Source organism: Streptomyces sp. NPDC008139 (genome assembly GCF_042957025.1).
Lineage (GTDB): Bacteria > Actinomycetota > Actinomycetes > Streptomycetales > Streptomycetaceae > Actinacidiphila.
Genome location: NZ_JBIBHM010000001.1, coordinates 836,090 through 856,460, shown reverse-complemented (window position 1 = coordinate 856,460; position 20,371 = coordinate 836,090). Strand labels below are relative to the sequence as shown.

The window sequence follows — 20,371 nt, the reverse complement described above, 5'->3', positions numbered from 1 at the left end:
GTCAGGGCCGTACGATCGCGCCCGTGACGGACGGATCGGTACTTCGTGGACCCTCGCGTTGACCACCGTGGAACATGTGCCAGAGTTGCCACGTCCAGGCTGTGAGCACGTACGGTACGGCTACCGCGCGACGGAGGAAGGCCGGGAAGGGGCAGGCTGCGTGAGCACGTATGCACGGCAGACGGCGGAGAACGTGACGCTGCCGTCCTCGCTCGACGAGGCGGTGGAGGCGCTCGCCGCCATGCCCAGCGCCGTGCCCGTCGCAGGCGGCACCGACCTGATGGCGGCGGTGAACTCCGGGCTGCTGCGCCCGGACGCGCTGGTCGGCCTCGGCCGGATCAGTGAGATCCGCGGCTGGCAGTACGCGGACGGCGCGGCGCTGCTCGGCGCCGGACTGACCCACGCGCGGATGGGGCGGCCGGACTTCGCCGCCCTCATCCCCGCGCTCGCCGCCGCCGCCCGCTCCGCGGGACCGCCGCAGATCCGCAACGCGGGCACCCTCGGCGGCAACATCGCGACCGCGGCCCCGACCGGCGACGCCCTCCCGGTGCTCGCCGCGCTGGAGGCCAGCGTCATCGTCGCCGGACCCGAGGGCGACCGCGAACTCCCGGTCAGCCACCTGCTCACCGGCATGGACCCGCTGCGCCCCGGCGAACTCCTCGCCTTCGTGAGGATTCCGCTGCTGCACGCGCCGCAGACCTTCCTCAAGGCCACCGGGCGCACCGGACCGGGGCGCGCGATCGCCTCCGTCGCGCTCGTGGTCGACCCCGCGCGCCGCCAGGTGCGCTGTTCGGTGGGCGCGGTCGCGCCGGTGCCGCTGCGGCCCCTGGAGGCCGAGCAGTGGGTCGCGGGCCTCATCGGCTGGGACGGCGACCGCAATCTCGCCCCCGAGGCGTGCACGGCCTTCGGCGAGTACGTGGCCGCCGCGTGCATCCCGGACCAGGAAGGTGTCGAACTGCCGCCCGCCGCCGTCCAGCTACGCCGTACCGTGGCCGCACTGTCCCGTCGAGCGCTCGGGAGGGCACTGGCATGACCGACCAGCCGCAGCCGCAGCCGGGCGCACCCGGCACCGACGACAGGTCGGGCACGTCCGGCGGGTCCGGTACGTCGTCCGGCACGTCGGGGACCTGGCAGCCCGTGCCCGGCGGCGGGGACTACGACCCCGACCAGACCATGCACGTCTCCTTCGCGGCCCAACTGCCGCCGGAGCCGCGGCCGGGCGAGGACCCGCTCGGCGCGCACGGCCCGGCGGGACCGCCCGTCACCGGTGAGGGCGACCCGGTCACCCAGTGGTCGATCCCGGTCATAAAGGACGACGCGGACGGCGACTCGGGGGAGTTCTCCGTCGGCTCCTTCGCCTCGCCGTGGGACCAGGCGCCGTCGCCCGCGCCCACGCAGTCCTTCCCCGCCGGGATGTTCGGGCAGGGCGCGGCGGCCGCCGCGCAGGCCCAGGCGGCCGCTCAGGCCGCCGCCCAGGCGCAGGCCGGGCAGGGGACACCGCAGGACCAGCTCACCGGGCAGTGGGACTTCAGCGGCGTCGGCACCGGCATCGACCCCGGTACGGGCCTGGGCACCGGCCTGGGCGCGGGAGTTGACGAGGGGCTGCCCTGGCCGCCCACCCAGGCCGCCTGGTCCGCCGCCGTCGACGACCCGGAGGGCCCGCCGCCCGGCGCGGGACACCAGGCCACCGCCGACAGCGCGTTCACGCACCACGGCCTCGACGCCGACTACGACACCGGCCACGACCCGGCGGCCAGGACGCGCGCCCCCGGCGACCCCGAGAGCCCCGGCAGCGCGGGCGCGCTGCACGACCCCGAGGGCCTGTCGGACGGCCTCACCCCGCTCACCGGGATCGGCGCGCTCGACGGCGTCGACGGCCTGTCCGCGCTCGACGGTCTCAGCGGCCTCGACGCCCTGCCGGGCGGTCTGGACGGCCTGTCCGCGCTGCCCGCGCTCGACGGCGGCGAGGAACTGGTGGCGAACGGCCACGTATCGGACGGCCACGTATCGGACGGACTCGGGCCGGACGGCCTCGCGCCGGGCGAACTGCCCCCGGCCGGGCCGCTCCCCGACGCCGTGGACGGCCTCACGCCCGACCCCCTCGCCCCCGACCCCCTCGCCCCGGATTCCGGTACGGCGGAGGCGGACGGCGACCTCGCGGCCGACGAGGCCGAGCGGGAGCCGGAGCCGGAACCCGTCGAGGAGACCCACAGCGAACACCCCCTCGCCTCCTACGTCCTGCGCGTCAACGGCGCCGACCGCCCGGTGACCGACGCCTGGCTCGGCGAGTCGCTTCTCTACGTGCTGCGCGAACGCCTCGGCCTCGCCGGCGCCAAGGACGGCTGCGAACAGGGCGAGTGCGGAGCCTGCTCCGTCCAGGTCGACGGCCGTCTGGTCGCCTCCTGCCTGGTGCCCGCGGCCACCGCGGCGGGCAGCGAGGTCCGTACCGTCGAGGGCCTGACCGTGGACGGCCGCCCCTCCGACGTCCAGCGCGCGCTCGCCGAATCCGGCGCCGTACAGTGCGGCTTCTGCATCCCCGGCATGGCGATGACGGTGCACGACCTGCTGGAGGGCAACCACAAACCCACCGACCTGGAGACCCGCCAGGCGCTGTGCGGCAACCTCTGCCGCTGCTCCGGCTACCGCGGCGTCCTCGACGCCGTCGACCAGGTCATCGCCGCCCGCGAGGCCGCCGCCGACGACCCCGACAACCCGTCGTCCGCGGCCTCCTCCACCGCCGCCCGCGTCCCGCACCAGGGCGGCCCCTCGGGAGGCGCCGCATGACCGGCGACGCCGCCGTCCGGCCCCCGCGCCTCACCTCGTTCACCCCCTCTGCCGTCACACCCCCTGCCATCACCGACCGGCCGTCCGGAGGCGCCGTATGACCGGCATCATCGACGGACCGGGGCCCGTCGCGGAGACCCTGGCGGGCGCGGGGGCGGTACGGGGGATCGGCGCGTCGCTGCCCTCGGCCGACGCGCTCCAGAAGGCGCAGGGCACCTACCCGTACGCGGCGGATCTGTGGGCCGAGGGGCTGCTGTGGGCGGCCGTGCTGCGCTCGCCGTACCCGCACGCGCGGATCACCCGGATCGACACCAGCGAGGCCGTCGCGATGCCCGGCGTGCGGGCCGTCGTCACGCACGAGGACGTGCCGGGCGACGCGATGCACGGCCGCCGGGTCGCGGACCGCCCGGTCTTCGCCGAGGACCTGGTCCGGCACCACGGCGAGCCGATCGCCGCCGTCGCCGCCGACCACCCCGACACCGCCCGGCTGGCCGCCGCCGCGATCCTCGTCGAGTACGAGGTGCTGGAGCCGGTCACCGACCCCGAGAAGGCGTTCGCCGCCGAGCCGCTGCACCCCGACGGCAATCTGATCCGGCACATCCCGCTGCGCTTCGGCGACCCCGACGCGGTCGGCGACGTCATCGTGGAGGGCCTGTACCGGGTCGGCCGCCAGGACCCGGCCCCGATCGGCGCCGAGGCCGGACTCGCCGTCCCGCGCCCGGACGGCGGCGTCGAGCTGTACGTCGCCTCCACCGACCCGCACGCCGACCGCGACCTGGCCGCCGCCTGCTTCGGCCTCGAACCCGACCGCGTCAAGGTCGTCGTCACCGGCGTGCCCGGCGCGATGGGCGACCGCGAGGACTCCGGGGTCCAGCTCCCGCTCGGCCTGCTCGCGCTCAAGACCGGCTGCCCGGTCAAATTCGTGGCCACCCGCGAGGAGTCCTTCCTCGGCCACGCCCACCGCCACCCCACCCTGCTGCGCTACCGCCACCACGCCGACGCCGAGGGCCGCCTGGTCAAGGTCGAGGCCCAGATCCTGCTCGACGCGGGCGCGTACGCCGACGCCTCCTCCGACGCGCTCGCCGCCGCCGTGGCCTTCGCGGCCGGTCCCTACGTCGTCCCGCACGTCTTCGTCGAGGGCTGGGCCGTACGCACCAACAACCCGCCGTCCGGCCACGTACGCGGCGAGGGCGCGCTCCAGGTCTGCGCCGCGTACGAGGGCCAGATGGACAAGCTCGCCGCGAAGGTCGGCCTGGAGCCGGCCGAGATCCGGATGCGGAACGTCCTGGCCACCGGCGACCTGCTGCCCACCGGCCAGACCGTCACCTGCCCCGCGCCCGTCGGCGAGCTGCTGAAGGCCGTACGCGACGCCGAGCTGCCCCCGCTGCCCGACGGCGACGACGAGTCGCAGTGGCTGCTGCCCGGCGGCACCTCGGGCGCGGGCGAGCCGGGCGCGGTACGGCGCGGGGTCGGCTACGCGCTCGGCATGGTCCACGTGCTCGGCGCCGAGGGCGCCGACGAGGTGTCGACCGCGACCGTACGCGTCCACGACGGCCGCGCCACCGTCATCTGCGCCGCCGTCGAGACCGGCCAGGGATTCACCACGCTGGCCCGGCAGATCGTCCAGGAAGTCCTCGGCATCGACGACGTCCAGGTGCTGCCGTCCGACACCGACCAGCCGCCGTCGGGACCGTCCGCGCGCGGACGCCACACCTGGGTGTCCGGCGGCGCCGTCGAGCGCGCGGCCAAGATGGTCCGCACCCAGCTGCTCCAGCCGCTCGCCGCCAAATTCGGCATGTCCGTCGAGCTGCTGTCCATCGCCGACGGCAAGATCACCTCGTACGACGGTGTGCTGTCCACCACCGTCGCCGAGACCCTCGACGGCAAGGAGCTGTGGGCCACCGCGCAGTGCCGCCCGCACCCCACCGACCGGCTCGACGACACCGGCCAGGGCGACGCCTTCGTCGGCCTCACCTTCTGCGCGATCCGCGCCGTGGTCGACGTCGACATCGAACTGGGCGCCGTGCGCGTGGTGGAGATGGCCGTCGCCCAGGACGTCGGCCGCATCCTCAACCCCCGCCAGCTCGCCGCCCGCATCGAGGCCGGGATCACCCAGGGCGTCGGCCTCGCCCTGATGGAGGACCTCCGCGCGCCCCGAGGCATCGTCAAACGCCCCAGCCTCACCGGATACTCCCTGCCGACCGCCCTCGACGCCCCTACGGTCCGCATCATCCGGCTGGTCGAGGAGCGCGACGTCCTCGCCCCCTTCGGCGCCAAGGCCGTCTCCGCCGTCCCCGTCGTCACCGCCCCCGCCGCGGTGGCCGCCGCCGTCCGCGCCGCCACCGCCCGCCCCATCCCCCGCCTCCCCATCCGCCCCCAGGCCGCGGTGGTCAAGCCCCAGAACTAGGGCCTGTCCGGCGGATCATGGGCGGTCCAGGCGGCGTCTGGTGCTCCCCCGGACTCCGTCCGGGGGGGACCCCTGAGCGCAAGGCGCCGGGATGGCCTCATGGCGGAGCTATTCGGGTATGCGGCAACGCGGCGGGCGTGCGGGCCAGGTGCCGAAGGGGCCGTTCGTGATCCGCCGGACAGGCCCTAGCCCCTCCGGGGCGGGTTGAGCCTTTCAGGGGCGCGGCCGCGGCTGAGCGTGCCGGTCCACCGCGCCCCTGAACAACGTGGCCCGGCGCCTTTACGCGGCGCGCGCCCGGCGGGTCACAGGCGCATGCCGGCTGCCATGTCGCGGACGGCTTCCAGGGCTTGTTGCTGGAGGCCGCCGCCGAAGGTGACGCGGGTGGCGCCGAGGAAGCCCAGCTCGCGGGGGGAGGGCCCGCCGGGACGGCAGAGGGCGTTGAGGGGGAGCGGGACGGCTTCGGCGATCTCGGCGAGGAGGGCGGGCGGGGCGAGGATCGGGTAGACGCAGTCGGCTCCGGCGGCGGCGTAGAGCAGCCCGCGCTCGACGGCGGCGCCGGTCGTACGGTCACCGCGCAGAAACGTGTCGATGCGCGCGTTGACGACCAACGCGTCCCCGGCGGCGGCGCGTACGGCCGCGAGCCGGTCCGCCTGCCGCCGGGGCTCGACCAGCCCCCCGGGCCCCGGCTCGGAGTCCTCCAGATTGCACCCGACGGCCCCGGCCTCCAGCAGCCGCTCGACCAACTCCTCGGGCGCCAGCCCGTATCCGGCCTCGACGTCGGCCGACACGGGGACGTCCACGGCCCGCGTGATCCGCCGGATCGCGGCGAACATCTCGTCGGCGGGCGCCTCGCCGTCCTCGTACCCCAGCGACGCCGACACCCCGGCGCTGGGCGTCGCCAGCGCCGGGAAGCCCGCGTCCGCGAACACCCGCGCGCTGGCCGCGTCCCACGGCCCGGGCAGCACCAACGGATCGGCGGCGTCCCGCCCGTGATGCAGCGCCAGCAGCGCCTTCGCGCCCCCCGCCCCCGCCCCGGCCCCCGCGCCGCTCACGCGCTCGCCGCCGGCTGCGTCCTGAACGTCACGTTGAACCGGTTCCACGCGTTGATCGCCACGATCGCGGCCCCCAGCCGCGCCAACTCGTCCGCGTCGAAGTGCTTCGCCGCCCGCGCGTACACCTCGTCCGGCACGAACCCGTCCGTCAGCAGCGTCACCGCCTCCGTCAGCGCCAGCGCCGCCCGCTCCTTCTCGCTGTAGACGCCGTCGACCTCTTCCCACGCGCTCAGCAGGAAGATCCGCTGGTCGCTCTCCCCGGCCTTCCGCGCGTCCTTGATGTGCATGTCAAGGCAGAACGCGCACCGGTTGATCTGCGACGCCCTGATCTTCACCAGCTCCGCGACCACGGGGTCGAGCCCCTTCGCCGCCGCCTGGCTGAACCCCAGCATCGCCCGGAACGCGTCCGGCGCGTGCTTCGCGTAATCCACTCGCTCACTCATACCGATGACGCTACGGCCTGATCGCCCCGCGCCCTTGTACCACTCCCGCCCCAAATCCCTGGGCCAGTCGCGGCGGGAGCGGAAGGGCGGCCCGGTTTAGGGCCCGGCTGACCCGGCTTCAGCTCTCCGCCGCCGCCAGGGCCGCCTCGATGTCGGCGACGGAGGCCGGCACCGGGGGCTCTGCCATGAAGTCGGCCACCGACTTGTCCGCGTAGGGCAGCCCGTACGCCGCCGTGCCGGGCTGGAACCGCCGGCCCTCGGCGAGCGGCCCGGCGTCCACGGTGTCGAAGCCGAGCAGATCGAGCAGCTCAGCGGCGTACGCCTTCGCGTCGGCGTCGTCACCCGCGATGGGCAGGGCGCTGCGGTCGGCCGCTCCCGCCGGACGCGGCAGCGCCGCCAGGTGCTTGAAGAAGATGTTGTTGAACGCCTTCACCACGTGGGCCCCGTCCAGATACCCCTGGAGCAGCCCGCTGTCGGTGGTCTTCTTCCCGACCAGTTCGGGGATGTCGCCGTCGCGCTGCGGGTAGTAGTTGCCGGTGTCGATCACGGTCTTGCCCGCCAGCGGCTCCCGCGGAATCCGCGGGTACGCCTTGACCGGGACCGTCACCACCACCCAGTCCCCGGCGGCGGCGGCCTCCGCCGCCGTACCCGCACGGGCTCGTGGACCGAGCTCCGCGACGAGGTCCGCGAGGGTTTCCGGCCCCCGGGAGTTGCTGAGCACCACATCGAGCCCGCTGTCGACCGCCAGCCGGGCCAGGGTGCCGCCGATGTTTCCGCTGCCGATCAGTCCCAAAGTCGCCATACGGGCGGCAACCGCCACGGCCACGTCAGTATTTCCGCCGGTCGGGTCGTTCACCCTGTCAGCGGCGTCGGTGCGGCCCGAGTGCGAGGAGCACGTCGCCGAGCTGGGCGGCGGTCAGGGGCGGCGCGGGCAGGGGCGGCACGGGTAGTTCCGGCGCGTCCGGCCGGGTCCGGAAGCCGTCGAGGAGCAGGGCGAGCGGCCGGGCCCAGGCGTCCGGCGCGACGGCGCTCAGCGCGGGCACGACCCGGCCGAGCGCGGCGAGGACGAGCAGCACGTCCTCGGTGGTGAGGTCCGGGCGTACGGTGCCCTGGCCTGGCCGCGCCGCAGCAGGTCCGTGACGGTGGCGTGGAATCCGACGGCCGCGTCGAGGACCGTCACGTCGTCGGGCTCCCAGTCGGAGAAAAGGCAGCCGTTCTGCTCGTCGTCGATGTCGACGTAGAGGTTGCCGTCCAGGGTCCAGGGATGGCGCTGCTGGTTCAGGTGCTGATCAAGTGTCGCGATGGTCTCAGCTCGCTCACCCGCGGGGAACACGAACACCGTGCGCATGGATCGGAGCCTAGGCGGTCCCTCTTCGGGGCGGCTACGAGTTATTCAAGGCTGGTCCGGGGCCCGTGGGGAGGTGCGTCCGGCGATCATGGAGACGGACAACCAGAAGGGCGGCGCCCTCGCGGGGTGCCGCCCATTTGATTTGCCTGGTCAAAGGCGTTGGAGGCCGTGACCGGAATCGAACCGGCGTAACTCGCTTTGCAGGCGAGTCCCTCAACCACTCGGGCACACGGCCAGGTGTGTGTGCGGTGTGGTTCGACCTTCGCGGGTGGGGCGGGGGTGGGTCAAGGGTGGGGGAGGGGGTGCAACGGGACTGCCATACGGCGTTCATGAACGGGGGTGCGGGCCGGGGCGGGAACGCGGCCGGGGCGAGGGCGGGGCGTAGGGCGAAAGGCGGAGGGAAAGGCGGTCGCAGGGCAGGGGTGAAAGGGGCTGATGCCCCTTACCCTTGGCTGGTGACTGCCTCCGACACTCGCCGTGACCAGCGGCTTCCTGGAATCGACCCCGAGACCGCCCCGGACGCGCTGGAAGGCGTGATGGGGCGGTCGTACCGCGCGCTGACCCTGGGCATCGTGTCGGTGGTGCTGATGATCGCGTTCGAGGCGACCGCGGTGGGGACGGCGATGCCGATCGCGGCGCGGGAGCTGGACGGCCTCGGGCTGTACGCGTTCGCGTTCTCGGGGTATTTCACGACGTCGCTGCTCGCGATGGTGGTCAGCGGGCAGTGGTGCGACCGGTCGGGGCCGCTGCCGCCGCTGGCGGCGGGCATCGGCGGCTTCGCGGTGGGGCTGGTGATCAGCGGGACCGCGCAGTCGATGTGGCCGTTCGTGCTCGGCCGGGCCGTGCAGGGGCTCGGCGGCGGGCTGGTGATCGTCGCGCTGTACGTAGTGGTCGGCCGGGCGTATCCGGAACGGCTGCGGCCCTCGGTCATGGCCGCCTTCGCGGCGTCGTGGGTGGTGCCGTCGATCGTCGGGCCGCTGGTGTCGGGGACGGTCACGGAACAGCTCGGCTGGCGCTGGGTGTTCCTGGCCATCCCTGTCCTGGTGGTGCTGCCGCTCGCCGTCATGCTGCCGCCCCTGCGGCGGGCCGCGCACGCCCCCGACCCGGCCCCCGAGACGCTGCCCGAGGCCCCCGAGCCGGTCGCGCCGCCCGTACGGGACGGGCGGCGGATCTGGTACGCGGTGGCGCTCGCGACGGGCGCGGCGCTGTTGCAGTACGCGGGCCAGGACATCAGCCCGCTCTCGGTGATACCGGCCGTCGCGGGCATCGTGCTGCTCGTACCGTCCGCGCTGCGGCTGCTTCCGCCCGGCACCTTCCGCGCGGTGCGCGGGCTGCCCACGGTGATCCTGATGCGCGGGATCGCGGCGGGCACCTTCATCGCCGCCGAGAGCTTCATCCCGCTGATGCTGGTCACCCAGCGCGGCCTGTCCGCCACCATGGCGGGTCTGTCGCTGGCGGGCGCCGGGCTCACCTGGGCGCTCGGCTCGTACGTCCAGGCCCGCCCGCGCCTGGCACCGGTCCGCGAACGCCTCGCGCAGTTCGGCATGGTGCTGTCCGCCGCCGCCATCTGCGGCGCCTCCCTCGCCCTCGTCCAGTCCGTACCGGTCTGGATCGTGGCCGTCGCCTGGTGCGCGGGCGGCCTCGGCATGGGCCTGGTCATCTCCACTCTCAGCGTCCTGATGCTGGAGCAGTCCGCCCCCGCGGAGGCCGGCGCCAACTCCGCCGCCCTCCAGGTCTCCGACGCCCTCTCCAACGTCCTCCTGGTCGCCGCCGCCGGCACCGTCTTCGCCGCCCTCGGCGGCGGCACCGTCGGCGCCACCGCCGACGCCTCCACCGCCTCCCCGGGCCACCCCGCCGCCTTCGCCGCCGTCTTCCTCCCCGCCGCCGCCCTGGCCCTCGCAGGCGCCTTCGTAGCCGCCCGCCTCCGCCCCCACCCGAAATCGGCGTGAGGCCGACCGCCTGCGCCCGGGACGGCGTATCACCGTACGAGACGGCGTCCGCCCGCCCGTATGTGAGCTGAGTCGCACACGGGTGGTGCGGTGGCGTCGGGACGGGGGTGAGGGGGTGCGGCCGGTAGGCTGAGGCGGTTTTCGTACCGACCCGCCGCGAGACGAACCTCAACGGAGACCGTGACTACCACCGCCGCATCGCACCCGCACCACCTGTCTCCCGCCTTCCCCGGGCGCGCGCCCTGGGGGACGGCGAACAAGCTTCGGGCCTGGCAGCAGGGGGCCATCGACGCGTACGTCGCCAAGCAGCCGCGGGACTTCCTCGCGGTGGCGACACCCGGCGCCGGGAAGACCACCTTCGCGCTGTCGCTGGCGTCGTATCTGCTCCACAACCACCTGGTGCAGCAGATCACGGTGGTGGCGCCCACCGAGCACCTGAAGACGCAGTGGGCGGACGCGGCGGCGCGGATAGGGATCAAGCTGGACCCGGAGTACAGCGCGGGCCCCGTCGGCAAGGAGTACCACGGCGTCGCCGTGACGTACGCGGGCGTCGGGGTGCGGCCGATGCTGCACCGCAACCGCTGCGAGCAGCGCAAGACGCTGGTGATCCTGGACGAGATCCACCACGCGGGCGACAGCAAGTCGTGGGGCGAGGCGTGCCTGGAGGCGTTCGACCCGGCGACGCGGCGGCTGGCGCTGACCGGGACGCCGTTCAGGTCGGACACCAACCCGATCCCCTTCGTGGTGTACGAGGAGGGCAACGACGGCATCCGCCGCAGCGCCGCCGACTACACGTACGGGTACGGCAACGCGCTCAACGACGGCGTCGTCCGCCCGGTGATCTTCCTCAGCTACAGCGGCAACATGCGCTGGCGCACCAAGGCGGGCGACGAGATCGCGGCGCGCCTGGGCGAGCCGATGACGAAGGACGCCATCGGGCAGGCGTGGCGGACCGCGCTCGCGCCGACCGGCGACTGGATTCCGAACGTGCTGAAGGCGGCCGACCAGCGGCTGACCGAGGTCCGCAAGGGCATCCCGGACGCGGGCGGCCTGGTGATCGCCACCGACCAGGACTCGGCCCGCGCCTACGCCAAGCTGCTCAAGGAGATCTCCGGGCACAAGCCGACCGTCGTGCTCTCCGACGACCCCGGCTCCTCCAAGCGGATCGAGAAGTTCAGCGAGTCCGAGGACCGGTGGATGGTCGCGGTCCGGATGGTGTCGGAGGGCGTCGACGTACCCCGCCTCGCGGTCGGCGTGTACGCCACGACGATCTCGACGCCGCTGTTCTTCGCGCAGGCCGTGGGCCGTTTCGTACGGTCGCGGCGGCGCGGCGAGACGGCGTCGGTGTTCGTACCGACGATCCCGATGCTGCTGGAATTCGCCAACGAGATGGAGGTCGAGCGCGACCACGTGCTCGACAAGCCCAAGAAGCAGGGCGAGGAGGACCCCTTCGCGGAGGAGGACAAGCTCCTCGCGGACGCGGAGAAGACCGAGGACGAGGCCACGGAGGAGGACATGCTGCCCTTCGAGGCGCTGGAGTCCGACGCGGTCTTCGACCGGGTGCTGTACGACGGCGCCGAGTTCGGCATGCAGGCGCATCCGGGCAGCGAGGAGGAGCAGGACTACCTCGGCATCCCCGGACTCCTCGAACCGGACCAGGTCCAGATACTGCTGCAGAAGCGGCAGGCCCGACAGATCGCCCACAGCCGGAAGAAGCCGGACGAAGAGGCCGATCTGCTCGAACTCCCCGCCGAGCGGCGCCCGATCGTCACCCACCGTCAACTGCTCGAACTGCGCAAGCAGTTGAATACGCTCGTGGCCGCCTACAACCATCAGAGCGGTAAGCCGCACGGGGTGATTCACACCGAATTGCGCCGTGCGTGCGGCGGGCCGCCGAGCGCCGAGGCGACGGCGGGACAGCTCGGCGAGCGGATCAAGAAGGTGCAGGAGTGGGCGACCCGAATGCGATGATGTCGGCCGTATTGTAGAGGGTGGATCTCCAAAGTCGGGTCAAGCCAACGCCCGGATTGTGGACGACCCCTTCCGCTGAGCGGTACCCGCTCGCTACGGTGCCGGTCACGCACGCGCCGTGGCAGTGCAGCCGCGGAGCGCAGCCGGTATGACGACTACCGGCGGCCTCTCCGTGCACTGCCGCGGGACCGGCAGTGCGTTACCGCCGTGGAGATGGCCGCCGCCTACGAGGAGGGGGCGTCGTGACCGCGGAGACGTCTCAAACGCTTGACCGGGGCCTGCGGGTTCTCAAGCTGCTCGCCGACACCGACCACGGCCTGACGGTGACCGAGCTGGCCGCCAAACTCGGTGTGAACCGGACGGTGGTCTACCGCTTGCTGGCCACGCTGGAGCAGCATTCGCTGGTCCGCCGTGACCTCGGCGGCCGGGCGCGCGTCGGACTGGGCGTGCTCGGTCTGGCCCACCAGGTGCACCCGCTGCTGCGCGAGGCCGCACTGCCCGCGTTGCGCTCGCTCGCCGAGGAGATCGGGGCGACCGCCCACCTGACCCTCGTCGACGGCAGCGAGGCGCTGGCCGTCGCCGTCGTGGAGCCGACCTGGACCGACTACCACGTGGCTTATCGCACCGGCTTCCGGCACCCGCTGGACCGCGGGGCCGCGGGGCGCGCCATCCTCGCCGGGCGGGGCATGCAGCCGACGCCCGACGGGTCGCGCTGGGAGCGGTTCGTCGAGGAGGAGTCCCTGGGCGCCCGCCCGGCCGAGGGGCCGCCCGCCGCCCATACCGTCACCGCCACCGAGCCGGTCCGGTACGTCCTCACCCACGGCGAGCTGGAGGCCGGCGCCAGCGGGGCCGCCGCGCCCCTCCTGGGCGTCCCCGGCATCGAGGGGAGCGTCGGCGTCGTCATGCTCGCCGACTCGGTCCCCGAGAGGGTCGGTGCGCGCGTCGTGGAGGCCGCCACGGAGGTCGCCGACGCCCTGCGCTAGGGCGCCCCTGCGCTAGGGCGCTGAGCCTCCCCAGAAGGCTGCCCCCACCAGGCCCCCGGGCCCGTGCCGGGTCCTTTGCCGGGCCACCGGCTGCGTCTTCATGGGCCCGGCCCCGGGGCGGCTGCTTTGCCGGGGGCGGCGGGTCGTGTTTTTGGGGGCGCGGGGAACTGGGCGGCCGGCCACGGTGCTTCCGCAGGTCACCGTCGGTCCCGGCGGGGTGGTTCGGTTGTTGCCGGGCCACCGGCCGGTGGTGGGTTGCTCGCGCAGTTCCTCGCGCCCCTGACGGGGCACTGGTCGTGCGTGCGTGCGGGTAGCTGGGGCCCGGCCCTGGGGCGGTTCTTTTGCCGGGACGCGAGCTACGCGTTTTTGGGCCGCTGCCCTTGAGGGGCTGCTTTGCCGGGGGCGGCGGGTCGTGTTTTTTGGGGGCGCGGGGAACTGCGCGACAAGCCACGGTGCTTCCGCAGGTCACCGTCGGCCCCGGCGGGGTGGTTCGGTTGTTGCCGGGCCACCGGCCGGGTGGGGAGCGGGGGCGTGGCCGCGAGGGCGGGGGCGTGAAATAGGGTCGGCGGCATGCGTAGAAGCAGCGTCTCCCGGCGGACCGTGACTCTGGCCGTCTGCGGAGCAGTCACGGCCGGGCTGCTGGCCGTCGCGGCCCTCGCCCCGCTCCCGATCTCGATCGTGGAGCCGGGGCTGACGGCGAACGTGCTGGGGGCGGACCAGGGGACGCAGGTGATCACGGTGAGCGGGACACCGGTGCGCAGGACGAGCGGGCAACTGCGGATGGTGACGATCCAGGCGACGTCACCGGACGCCTCGGTGCACGTCACCGATGTGCTGAAGGCGTGGTTCAAGAAGGACCAGGCGGCGATGCCGCGCGACTCGGTCTATCCCAGCGGCGGCTCGGTGAAGGAGATCGAGAAGGCGAACCGCAAGGAGATGACCGACTCGCAGGACGCGGCGACGACGGCCGCGCTCAAGCACCTCGGGCTCTCACCGTCCAAGGTGAAGGTCGACCTCCAGCTCGCCGACGTCGGCGGCCCCAGCGCCGGGCTGCTCTTCGCACTCGGCATCATCGACAAGATCAACGGCGACGGCCACGGCGGCGACCTCACCGGCGGCCGGACCATCGCGGGTACCGGGACCATCGACGCCGCGGGCAAGGTCGGCGCGGTCGGCGGGGTGCCGCTGAAGGAGCAGGCCGCGCGCCGCGACGGCGCGACCGTCTTCCTCGTACCGCGCGGCGAGTGCTCCGACGCCAAGGCGGAGCTGCCCGACGGGCTCAGGCTGGTCCCGGTCAACGACCTGGACGGCGCGCTGGCGGCCCTGGCCGCCCTGGACAAGGGCGGAAAGCTGCCGACCTGCTAGACGGACGCCCGCGCGGCGCCCGGCGACACGGCGGGCACGTCGCCGGGCTCGTCGTTCCAGTGCCGGAAGGCGGGCAGGACGAGCGGGCTCAGCGTCGTGAGCAGATAGACGGCGCTGACGGTGGCCATGGCGGTCCGCAGGCCCGCGTACTGGACGAGGAAGCCGCCGAGCAGGCCGCCCAGCGGTACGGCGACCAGGACGCCGGAGGTGACGGCGCCGAAGACGCGGCTGCGCAGCCGCTCGGGGACCAGGCGGACCATCTCGGTGCCGATCATCGGGTTCAGGACCCCGGCGGCCAGCCCGCACACCGCGCAGGTGACCAGGAGCGGGGTCAGACCGGGCACGAAGGCGGCCACGGCCGTCCGGGGGAAGCCGCCGATGAGGAACGCGCCGATGTAGAGGCCGCGTTGCGACACCCGGTGGCCGACGACGCCGTACGTCAGTGAGCCGATCAGCGCGCCGCCGCCGAATGTCCCGGCGACCAGGCCGACGCTCACCGAACCGCCCAGGTGCTCGCGGGCGTCCACCGGCAGCAGCACCGCCGACCACGCCTGGTCCAGCGCGTTGGTCACCATCACCATCACCACGATGGCGAACAGCAGCCGCGCGGCCACCAAGTAGGCGAATCCCTCGCGCAGTTCGGCCCGGTAGCCGCCCGGAGCCCCGGAGGCCGACTCCTTGGACGCCCCCTTGGCCGCCCGCTTCCGCGCCGCCTCCGCCGGCGTCCGGTCCCGTACGCCGATCCCGATCAGCACCGCGGACACCGCGAAGGTCGCCGCGTCGACCAGCAGCGTATTGGTGGCTCCCATCACCGAGATGAGCACGCCCGCCAGCGGGGCGCCGAGCATACGGGCGCCGCGCGACGCGCCCTCGTACGCGCTCGACGCCCGCGCCACGGTGGTGTCGGCGCGTTCGGCGAGCCGGGGCATCAGCACCTCGCGGGCGGTCTCGCCGGGGGCGTGGAAGAGGCCGCTGACGCCGACGAGCGCGAGCAGTTCCCAGTAGCGCAGCCCGACGGTCAGATGCAGCAGCGGTACGGCCGCCATGGCCGCCGCGCACACCACGTCCGACACGACGCTCGTGACCGCGTAGCCGAGCCGGTCGATCAGCGGCCCGCCCAGGATCGCGGCGAGCACGACCGGCAGGGTGGCCGCGAAGGCGACCAGACCGGCCCGCGCCGGGCTCCCGGTGGTCTCCAGCACAAACCACGGGACGGCGACGACGGTGAGCATGTTCCCGGCGATCGAGACCACGTTGGCGGCCAGCAGCACCCCCAGCGGGCGCCGGTCGCGGGCCGGTCCCGACCCGTCGGGCCGGTGGTGGGCGTGCGGTATCGCGGTGCGTGCGGGCATGGCGAATTCCCCCGTGACGATTGGGCGTTGATACGGAGTTACGGAGCCGGTACGGACAGGGAGCCGGTACGGATACGGATACGCGTGCGGTGACGGCGCGCGCGGCGCGGGGGAGCGGGGTCAGTCGGACGCGATCGGGAACTCGTGGAACTGCACCCGGACCCGCTCACCCTCCGGCCCGTCCGTCTCCCGCTCGCGGAAGGACTCCACGAGCGCGTGCACCTGCTCGCTCAGCTCCACCGCGTCCTGTGGCGTGAGGCGCAGCGTGAAGCGGCTGGAGTCCCACGCCTCCTGCCAGACTTTCGGCCAGGTGTGCATCGTGCTCATCCAGGTCGCCACCTGCTCGGCGCTGCTGGTGGCGTGCTCGACCAGGAAGGTGCTCATCGCGGCGCGCACCTCCAGGTCGGGGTGGCGGACGAACTCCCCGATGCTGTCGAAGCGTTGGCCCCGGTGCACCGCCTTCCACCAGCGCTCGCGCGCGGTGCCGCGGCCGGGGTCGTCCTCGACCAGGCCGAACGAGGCGAGCTGGCGCAGGTGGTAGCTGGTCGCACCGCTGGACTCGCCGAGCCGGTCGGCCAGTTGGGAGGCCGTGGCGGGGCCGTGGTCGCGCAGCGCGGCCAGCAGCCGCATCCGCAGCGGGTGGGCGAGGCCGCGCAGCGACCTGGCGTCGAGGGTCAGCAGATCCTCGTCCGAGATCGGGCCGATCGGCACCGCGTCCTTCTTGTCCGTCATGGACACCACTTTAGGCGCGTGCAAAGCACCTTTGCAACGCTCTTTTGCAAAACAGCTTTGCATCCACGTCTGAGCCGTACCCCGCGAGCCCCGCAGGGCCCCTCACCCGTTCTTGATGAAGCCCTCGGCGATCAGCCACTTCTTCGCCACGTCGTGCGGGTCCTGCCCGTCCACGTCCACCTGGGCGTTCAGCTTCTGCGCGACCGCCGTGTCCAGCTTGGCGCTGATCGGGTCGAGGAGCTCGGCGATGGCCGGGTACTTCTTGAACGCCTTGCTGTAGATGACGGGCGCCGCGTTGTAGTTGGGGAAGAAGTGCTTGTCGTCCTCCATGACGGTCAGGTGCATCGACTGGATGCGGCCGTCGGTGGTGTACACCTCGCCCAGCAGGCAGGAACCGCTCTTGTTCACCTGGGTGTAGATGATCCCCGCGTCCATCTTCTGGATCCGCGAGCTGGGGATGTTCATGTCGTAGGCCTTCATCATGCCGGGCAGCCCGTCCTGCCGGGAGGCGAACTCGTTCTCCACGCACAGCGTCACGGCCTTGGGGTCCTTCTTCGCCAGCGCGGCCACGTCGGAGAGCGTCTTGAGGTGGTACTTCGCGTTGTTGGGCCGGCTGACGGCGAGCGAGTACGTGTTGTTCAGCGTGGACGGCGGCAGCCAGGTCAGGCCGTTCTTCAGGTCCGCGTCGTGCACGGCCTGCCACTGCGCCTGGGGGTTCTTGATGGGTTCCGTGTGCCCCAGATACGTGATCCAGGCGGTGCCGGTGTACTCGTACATCGCGTCCGCCTGACCGGACTTGACCGCCTCGCGGGCGCCGATCGAGCCGGTGATGTTCGTCCGGTCCAGCACGCTCGCGCCCGCCGCCTTGAAGGCGAGGCCGATCATCTCGCCCAGGATGATGTTCTCGCTGAAGTTCTTGGACGTGATCACCAGGTGGGCGCCCTTGAGGGGTTCGCCCTGCCCGATCGAGCCCGGCTTGACGTTGTCCACCAGCGGGCTGCCGCTGGTCAGCCCGCAGGACGCCAGCAGGGCGGCGCCGCAGAGCGCCACGAGCCCCGTACGCCGCCGCGTCACGCCGTCACCTCCAGGCCGCGGGGCCGCATCAACTGCTCGGCGACCGAGGCCAGCCAGTCCACGAACAGCGCGAGCACCACCGTCAGCACCGAGCCGAGGATCAGCACCGGCATCCGCTGGTTGACGATGCCGGAGGTGATCAGGTCGCCGAGGCCGCCGCCCCCGCCGAAGGTGGCCAGCGTGGCGGTGCCGACGTTGAGCACCAGCGCGGTCCGCACGCCCGCGAGGATCAGCGGTACGGCGAGCGGCAGTTCGACCTTGGCGAGCACGCCGGGCGCCGACATGCCGATGCCGCGCGCGGCCTCCACCAGCGTCGGGTCGATGGCCTTGAGCCCCGCGACGGTGTTGGAGAGCACCGGCAGCACCGCGTACGCCACGATGCCGATGATCGCGGTGCGGGCGCCGATGCCCAGCCAGATCACCAGCAGCGCCAGCAGGCCGATCGCCGGAGTGGCCTGGCCGATGTTGGCGAGCGCGGTCACGAACGGCGCGACCCTGCGCAGCCGCCGCCGGGTCAGCGCGATGCCGACGGGGATGGCGATCACCAGCACCCAGAAGGTGGAGATCGCGGTCAGCTTCACGTGCTGCCAGAGCCGGAGTTGCACATTGCCGTCGTCGAGCGAATTCTTCTCGATCGCGTCCAGGTGGATGTTGGTGATCCACAGATACGTGGCGAGCAGCACGGCGGCCAGCACGGCCGGGGTGAACACCAGCTTCTTCCAGGTCAGTTTGGGCTTCGGCCTGGTCGCGGCGGGCGCGGGCCCACCCTCGTGCTCCTCGTGCTCCGTACCGCCGTCGTCGTCGCGGAAGGCCAGGCCGCGCACCTCGTGCTCGCCGGGGGGACGGCGCTCCCCGGCGTCGCGGGTGTCCCGGCCCGACGGGTGGGAACGGCCGCCGTCGGCGCGGCTCGCCCCCGTCGCGCGGTCCGGCCTGTCCGGGCTCATGACGCCGGCTCCGCGCCCGCCGCGCCCTCCTGCTCGGCGCGTGCCCGCTCCTCCTCGTGCCCCTGCCCGGCCTGCGACTCGGCCAGTTCGTGCTGGTGCTCCATCGCGGTGAGCCGGTCGGCCTCCAGCATCTCCTGCACCGAGTTCATCAGCGTCTCCATGTCGACCACGCCCACGAATTCGCCGCGCCGCCCGGTCACCGCCACCCGCCCGCCGCTGTCGGTCAGCACCGCCTCCAGTGCGTCCCGCAGCGTCGCGTCCCGGGTCACCGTGTCGTGCACGATCGTGCCCGCCCGCGCCAACGACCCCTTGGCGCGCATCAGATCACCGCGCCGCAGCCACTTGTACGGGCGCCGCCGCCGGTCGAGCAGCAGCAGTTCGTTGTGCTGGCTGGTGCGCAGCCGCTCGAAGATCGACTGCAACGGCTCGTCGACGCCCACCGCGGGGAATTCGGCGATGCCGACATCGCGCACGCGGGTGAGATTGAGCCGCTTGAGCGCCGCGCCGGCGCCGACGAAGCCGGACACGAAGTCGTCGGCCGGGTTGGTGAGAATGGCCTCCGGCGTGTCGAACTGGGCGATGTGCGAGTGCTCACGGAGCACCGCGATCCGGTCGCCGAGCTTGATCGCCTCGTCGAAGTCGTGCGTGACGAAGACGATCGTCTTGTGCAACTCGTGCTGGAGCCTGATCAGTTCGTCCTGGAGATGGTCGCGGGTGATCGGGTCGACCGCGCCGAACGGCTCGTCCATCAGCAGCACCGGCGGGTCGGCCGCCAACGCCCGTGCCACGCCCACGCGTTGCTGCTGTCCGCCGGAGAGCTGGCGGGGGTAGCGGCCGTGGAACTCCCGCGGGTCCAGGCCCACCAGGTCGAGCATCTCCTCGACCCGGTCCTTGACCCGCGACTTGCTCCAGCCGACCATCTTCGGCACCAGCGCGATGTTCTCCGCGACCGTCATGTGCGGGAAGAGACCGGACGACTGGATCGCGTACCCGACCTTGCGGCGCAGCTTGACCGGGTCGATCGCGGTGACGTCCTCGTCGTTGATCCTGATCCGCCCGGACGACGGCTCGATCAGCCGGTTGATCATCTTCAGCGTGGTGGACTTGCCGCAGCCGGAGGGCCCCACGAAGATCACCGTCTCACCGGCCTTGATCTCCATGCTGACGCTGTCCACGGCCGGGTCCTGGCTGCCCGGATAGCGCTTGGTCAGGTTCTCCAGCTCGATGGTGGCGCCCGCCACCCCGGTGGGCGCCGGCTGCTCCCGGTCCTCCGGTGACCACCGCTCAGACACGGATCCCCCTCGGAATGGTCAGACGGCCGATGCCCACGTACGCGGCGTCGAAGAGCAGCGCGAGGACGATGATGCCGAGCGTGCCGGACAGCACCTCGTTGAGCGCGTTGGCGCTGCCCAGCGACGCGATGCCGCGGAAGATCTCGTTGCCGAGGCCGGGGCCCGAGGCGTACGCGGCCACCGCCGCGATACCCATCAGCATCTGGGTGGCGACCCGGATACCGGTCAGGATCGGCGGCCAGGCCAGCGGCAGCTCCACCCGCAGCAGCCGGGCCACCCTCGACATGCCGATGCCCTTGGCCGCGTCCACCAGCGCCGGGTCCACACCGCGCAGCCCGACGATGGAGTTGCGGACGACCGGCAGCAGCCCGTACAGGGTCAGCGCGGTCACCGTCGGCGGCACGCCCAGGCCCAGGACCGGGATCAGCAGACCGATCAGGGCCAGCGACGGGATGGTGAGGATGGTCGCGGTCGAGGTGACCGCGAGATTGCCCGCCCAGTCGCTGCGGTAGGTCAGGACGCCGATCAGGACGCCGATCACGGTGGCGAGCACCATGCACTGGAACACGGCGCTGGCGTGCTGGAAGGCGTCGGTGAGCAGTTGCTGGTGCCGGTTGGAGAGGTACTGCCAGAAACTCACCGCGCCCCCACCTCCCCGTCTCCTTCGACCGCGTG

17 protein-coding genes, 1 tRNA gene and 1 pseudogene are annotated in these 20,371 nt (G+C 73.0%); 7 read left to right on the top strand and 12 right to left on the bottom strand.

Annotated features, from left to right (window positions below):
* Positions 1 to 160: 160 nt before the first annotated feature.
* From ACFZBB_RS03645 to ACFZBB_RS03635, 3 genes are all read left to right on the top strand, one after another.
* Positions 161 to 1,033, top strand: coding sequence for an FAD binding domain-containing protein (locus tag ACFZBB_RS03645; protein WP_391117346.1), 873 nt, complete (start codon positions 161 to 163; stop codon positions 1,031 to 1,033).
* Positions 1,030 to 2,784, top strand: coding sequence for a 2Fe-2S iron-sulfur cluster-binding protein (locus tag ACFZBB_RS03640; RefSeq protein ID WP_391117344.1), 1,755 nt, complete (start codon positions 1,030 to 1,032; stop codon positions 2,782 to 2,784). The genes ACFZBB_RS03645 and ACFZBB_RS03640 overlap by 4 nt, the downstream gene beginning before the upstream one ends.
* Before the next feature lie 97 nt (positions 2,785 to 2,881).
* A complete protein-coding gene (locus ACFZBB_RS03635; RefSeq protein WP_391117342.1) occupies positions 2,882 to 5,191 on the top strand; it encodes a molybdopterin cofactor-binding domain-containing protein in 2,310 nt (769 codons plus the stop codon).
* A 302-nt stretch (positions 5,192 to 5,493) separates the two neighbouring features.
* Here ACFZBB_RS03635 and ACFZBB_RS03630 read toward each other — a convergent pair whose 3' ends face one another.
* From ACFZBB_RS03630 to ACFZBB_RS03605, 6 genes and pseudogenes are all read right to left on the bottom strand, one after another.
* Complete coding sequence (locus tag ACFZBB_RS03630) at positions 5,494 to 6,243, bottom strand: isocitrate lyase/phosphoenolpyruvate mutase family protein (RefSeq protein WP_391117340.1); 750 nt, start codon at positions 6,241 to 6,243, stop codon at positions 5,494 to 5,496.
* On the bottom strand, positions 6,240 to 6,686 hold the full coding sequence (locus ACFZBB_RS03625) for a carboxymuconolactone decarboxylase family protein (RefSeq protein ID WP_391117338.1): 447 nt from the start codon (positions 6,684 to 6,686) through the stop codon (positions 6,240 to 6,242). The genes ACFZBB_RS03630 and ACFZBB_RS03625 overlap by 4 nt, the downstream gene beginning before the upstream one ends.
* 118 nt (positions 6,687 to 6,804) lie before the next feature.
* On the bottom strand, positions 6,805 to 7,488 hold the full coding sequence (locus tag ACFZBB_RS03620) for an NAD(P)-binding domain-containing protein (protein WP_391117336.1): 684 nt from the start codon (positions 7,486 to 7,488) through the stop codon (positions 6,805 to 6,807).
* 58 nt (positions 7,489 to 7,546) lie between these two features.
* Positions 7,547 to 7,795: pseudogene (locus ACFZBB_RS03615) on the bottom strand (TetR/AcrR family transcriptional regulator); the annotation flags it as partial.
* Entirely contained in the window at positions 7,717 to 8,034 is a 318-nt protein-coding gene (locus ACFZBB_RS03610) for a hypothetical protein (RefSeq protein WP_391117334.1), read from the bottom strand. The gene ACFZBB_RS03610 and the pseudogene ACFZBB_RS03615, both read right to left, overlap by 79 nt.
* A gap of 160 nt (positions 8,035 to 8,194) precedes the next feature.
* Positions 8,195 to 8,269, bottom strand: a tRNA-Cys gene (locus tag ACFZBB_RS03605).
* Positions 8,270 to 8,570: 301 nt separating this feature from the next.
* Here ACFZBB_RS03605 and ACFZBB_RS03600 point away from each other — a divergent pair.
* The 4 genes from ACFZBB_RS03600 to ACFZBB_RS03585 all read left to right on the top strand — a co-directional run bounded on the left by ACFZBB_RS03600 (position 8,571) and on the right by ACFZBB_RS03585 (position 14,302).
* Complete coding sequence (locus tag ACFZBB_RS03600) at positions 8,571 to 9,983, top strand: MFS transporter (protein WP_391117528.1); 1,413 nt, start codon at positions 8,571 to 8,573, stop codon at positions 9,981 to 9,983.
* Between the two features lie 180 nt (positions 9,984 to 10,163).
* Entirely contained in the window at positions 10,164 to 11,954 is a 1,791-nt protein-coding gene (locus ACFZBB_RS03595; RefSeq protein ID WP_391117332.1) for a DEAD/DEAH box helicase family protein, read from the top strand.
* Between the two features lie 242 nt (positions 11,955 to 12,196).
* Positions 12,197 to 12,937: a helix-turn-helix domain-containing protein gene (locus ACFZBB_RS03590; protein ID WP_355343033.1), complete on the top strand. Its 741-nt coding sequence runs from the start codon at positions 12,197 to 12,199 to the stop codon at positions 12,935 to 12,937.
* Positions 12,938 to 13,507: 570 nt separating this feature from the next.
* Positions 13,508 to 14,302 (top strand): S16 family serine protease, encoded by a 795-nt coding sequence (locus ACFZBB_RS03585; protein WP_391117330.1) that lies wholly within the window; start codon positions 13,508 to 13,510, stop codon positions 14,300 to 14,302.
* Here the strand turns inward: ACFZBB_RS03585 and ACFZBB_RS03580 are convergent.
* The 6 genes from ACFZBB_RS03580 to ACFZBB_RS03555 form a co-directional block, all read right to left on the bottom strand.
* A complete protein-coding gene (locus ACFZBB_RS03580) occupies positions 14,299 to 15,654 on the bottom strand; it encodes an MFS transporter (RefSeq protein WP_391117328.1) in 1,356 nt (451 codons plus the stop codon). The genes ACFZBB_RS03585 and ACFZBB_RS03580 overlap by 4 nt on opposite strands.
* Before the next feature lie 120 nt (positions 15,655 to 15,774).
* Positions 15,775 to 16,386, bottom strand: coding sequence for a helix-turn-helix domain-containing protein (locus tag ACFZBB_RS03575; RefSeq protein ID WP_391117326.1), 612 nt, complete (start codon positions 16,384 to 16,386; stop codon positions 15,775 to 15,777).
* A 102-nt stretch (positions 16,387 to 16,488) separates the two neighbouring features.
* Entirely contained in the window at positions 16,489 to 17,460 is a 972-nt protein-coding gene (locus ACFZBB_RS03570; RefSeq protein ID WP_391117324.1) for a glycine betaine ABC transporter substrate-binding protein, read from the bottom strand.
* A complete protein-coding gene (locus ACFZBB_RS03565) occupies positions 17,457 to 18,404 on the bottom strand; it encodes an ABC transporter permease subunit (RefSeq protein ID WP_391117322.1) in 948 nt (315 codons plus the stop codon). Before ACFZBB_RS03565 ends, ACFZBB_RS03570 begins: the two co-directional genes overlap by 4 nt.
* Positions 18,401 to 19,696, bottom strand: coding sequence for a betaine/proline/choline family ABC transporter ATP-binding protein (locus ACFZBB_RS03560; RefSeq protein WP_391117320.1), 1,296 nt, complete (start codon positions 19,694 to 19,696; stop codon positions 18,401 to 18,403). Before ACFZBB_RS03560 ends, ACFZBB_RS03565 begins: the two co-directional genes overlap by 4 nt.
* Positions 19,689 to 20,336, bottom strand: coding sequence for an ABC transporter permease (locus tag ACFZBB_RS03555; protein ID WP_355343051.1), 648 nt, complete (start codon positions 20,334 to 20,336; stop codon positions 19,689 to 19,691). Before ACFZBB_RS03555 ends, ACFZBB_RS03560 begins: the two co-directional genes overlap by 8 nt.
* Between the last annotated feature and the right edge of the window lie 35 nt (positions 20,337 to 20,371).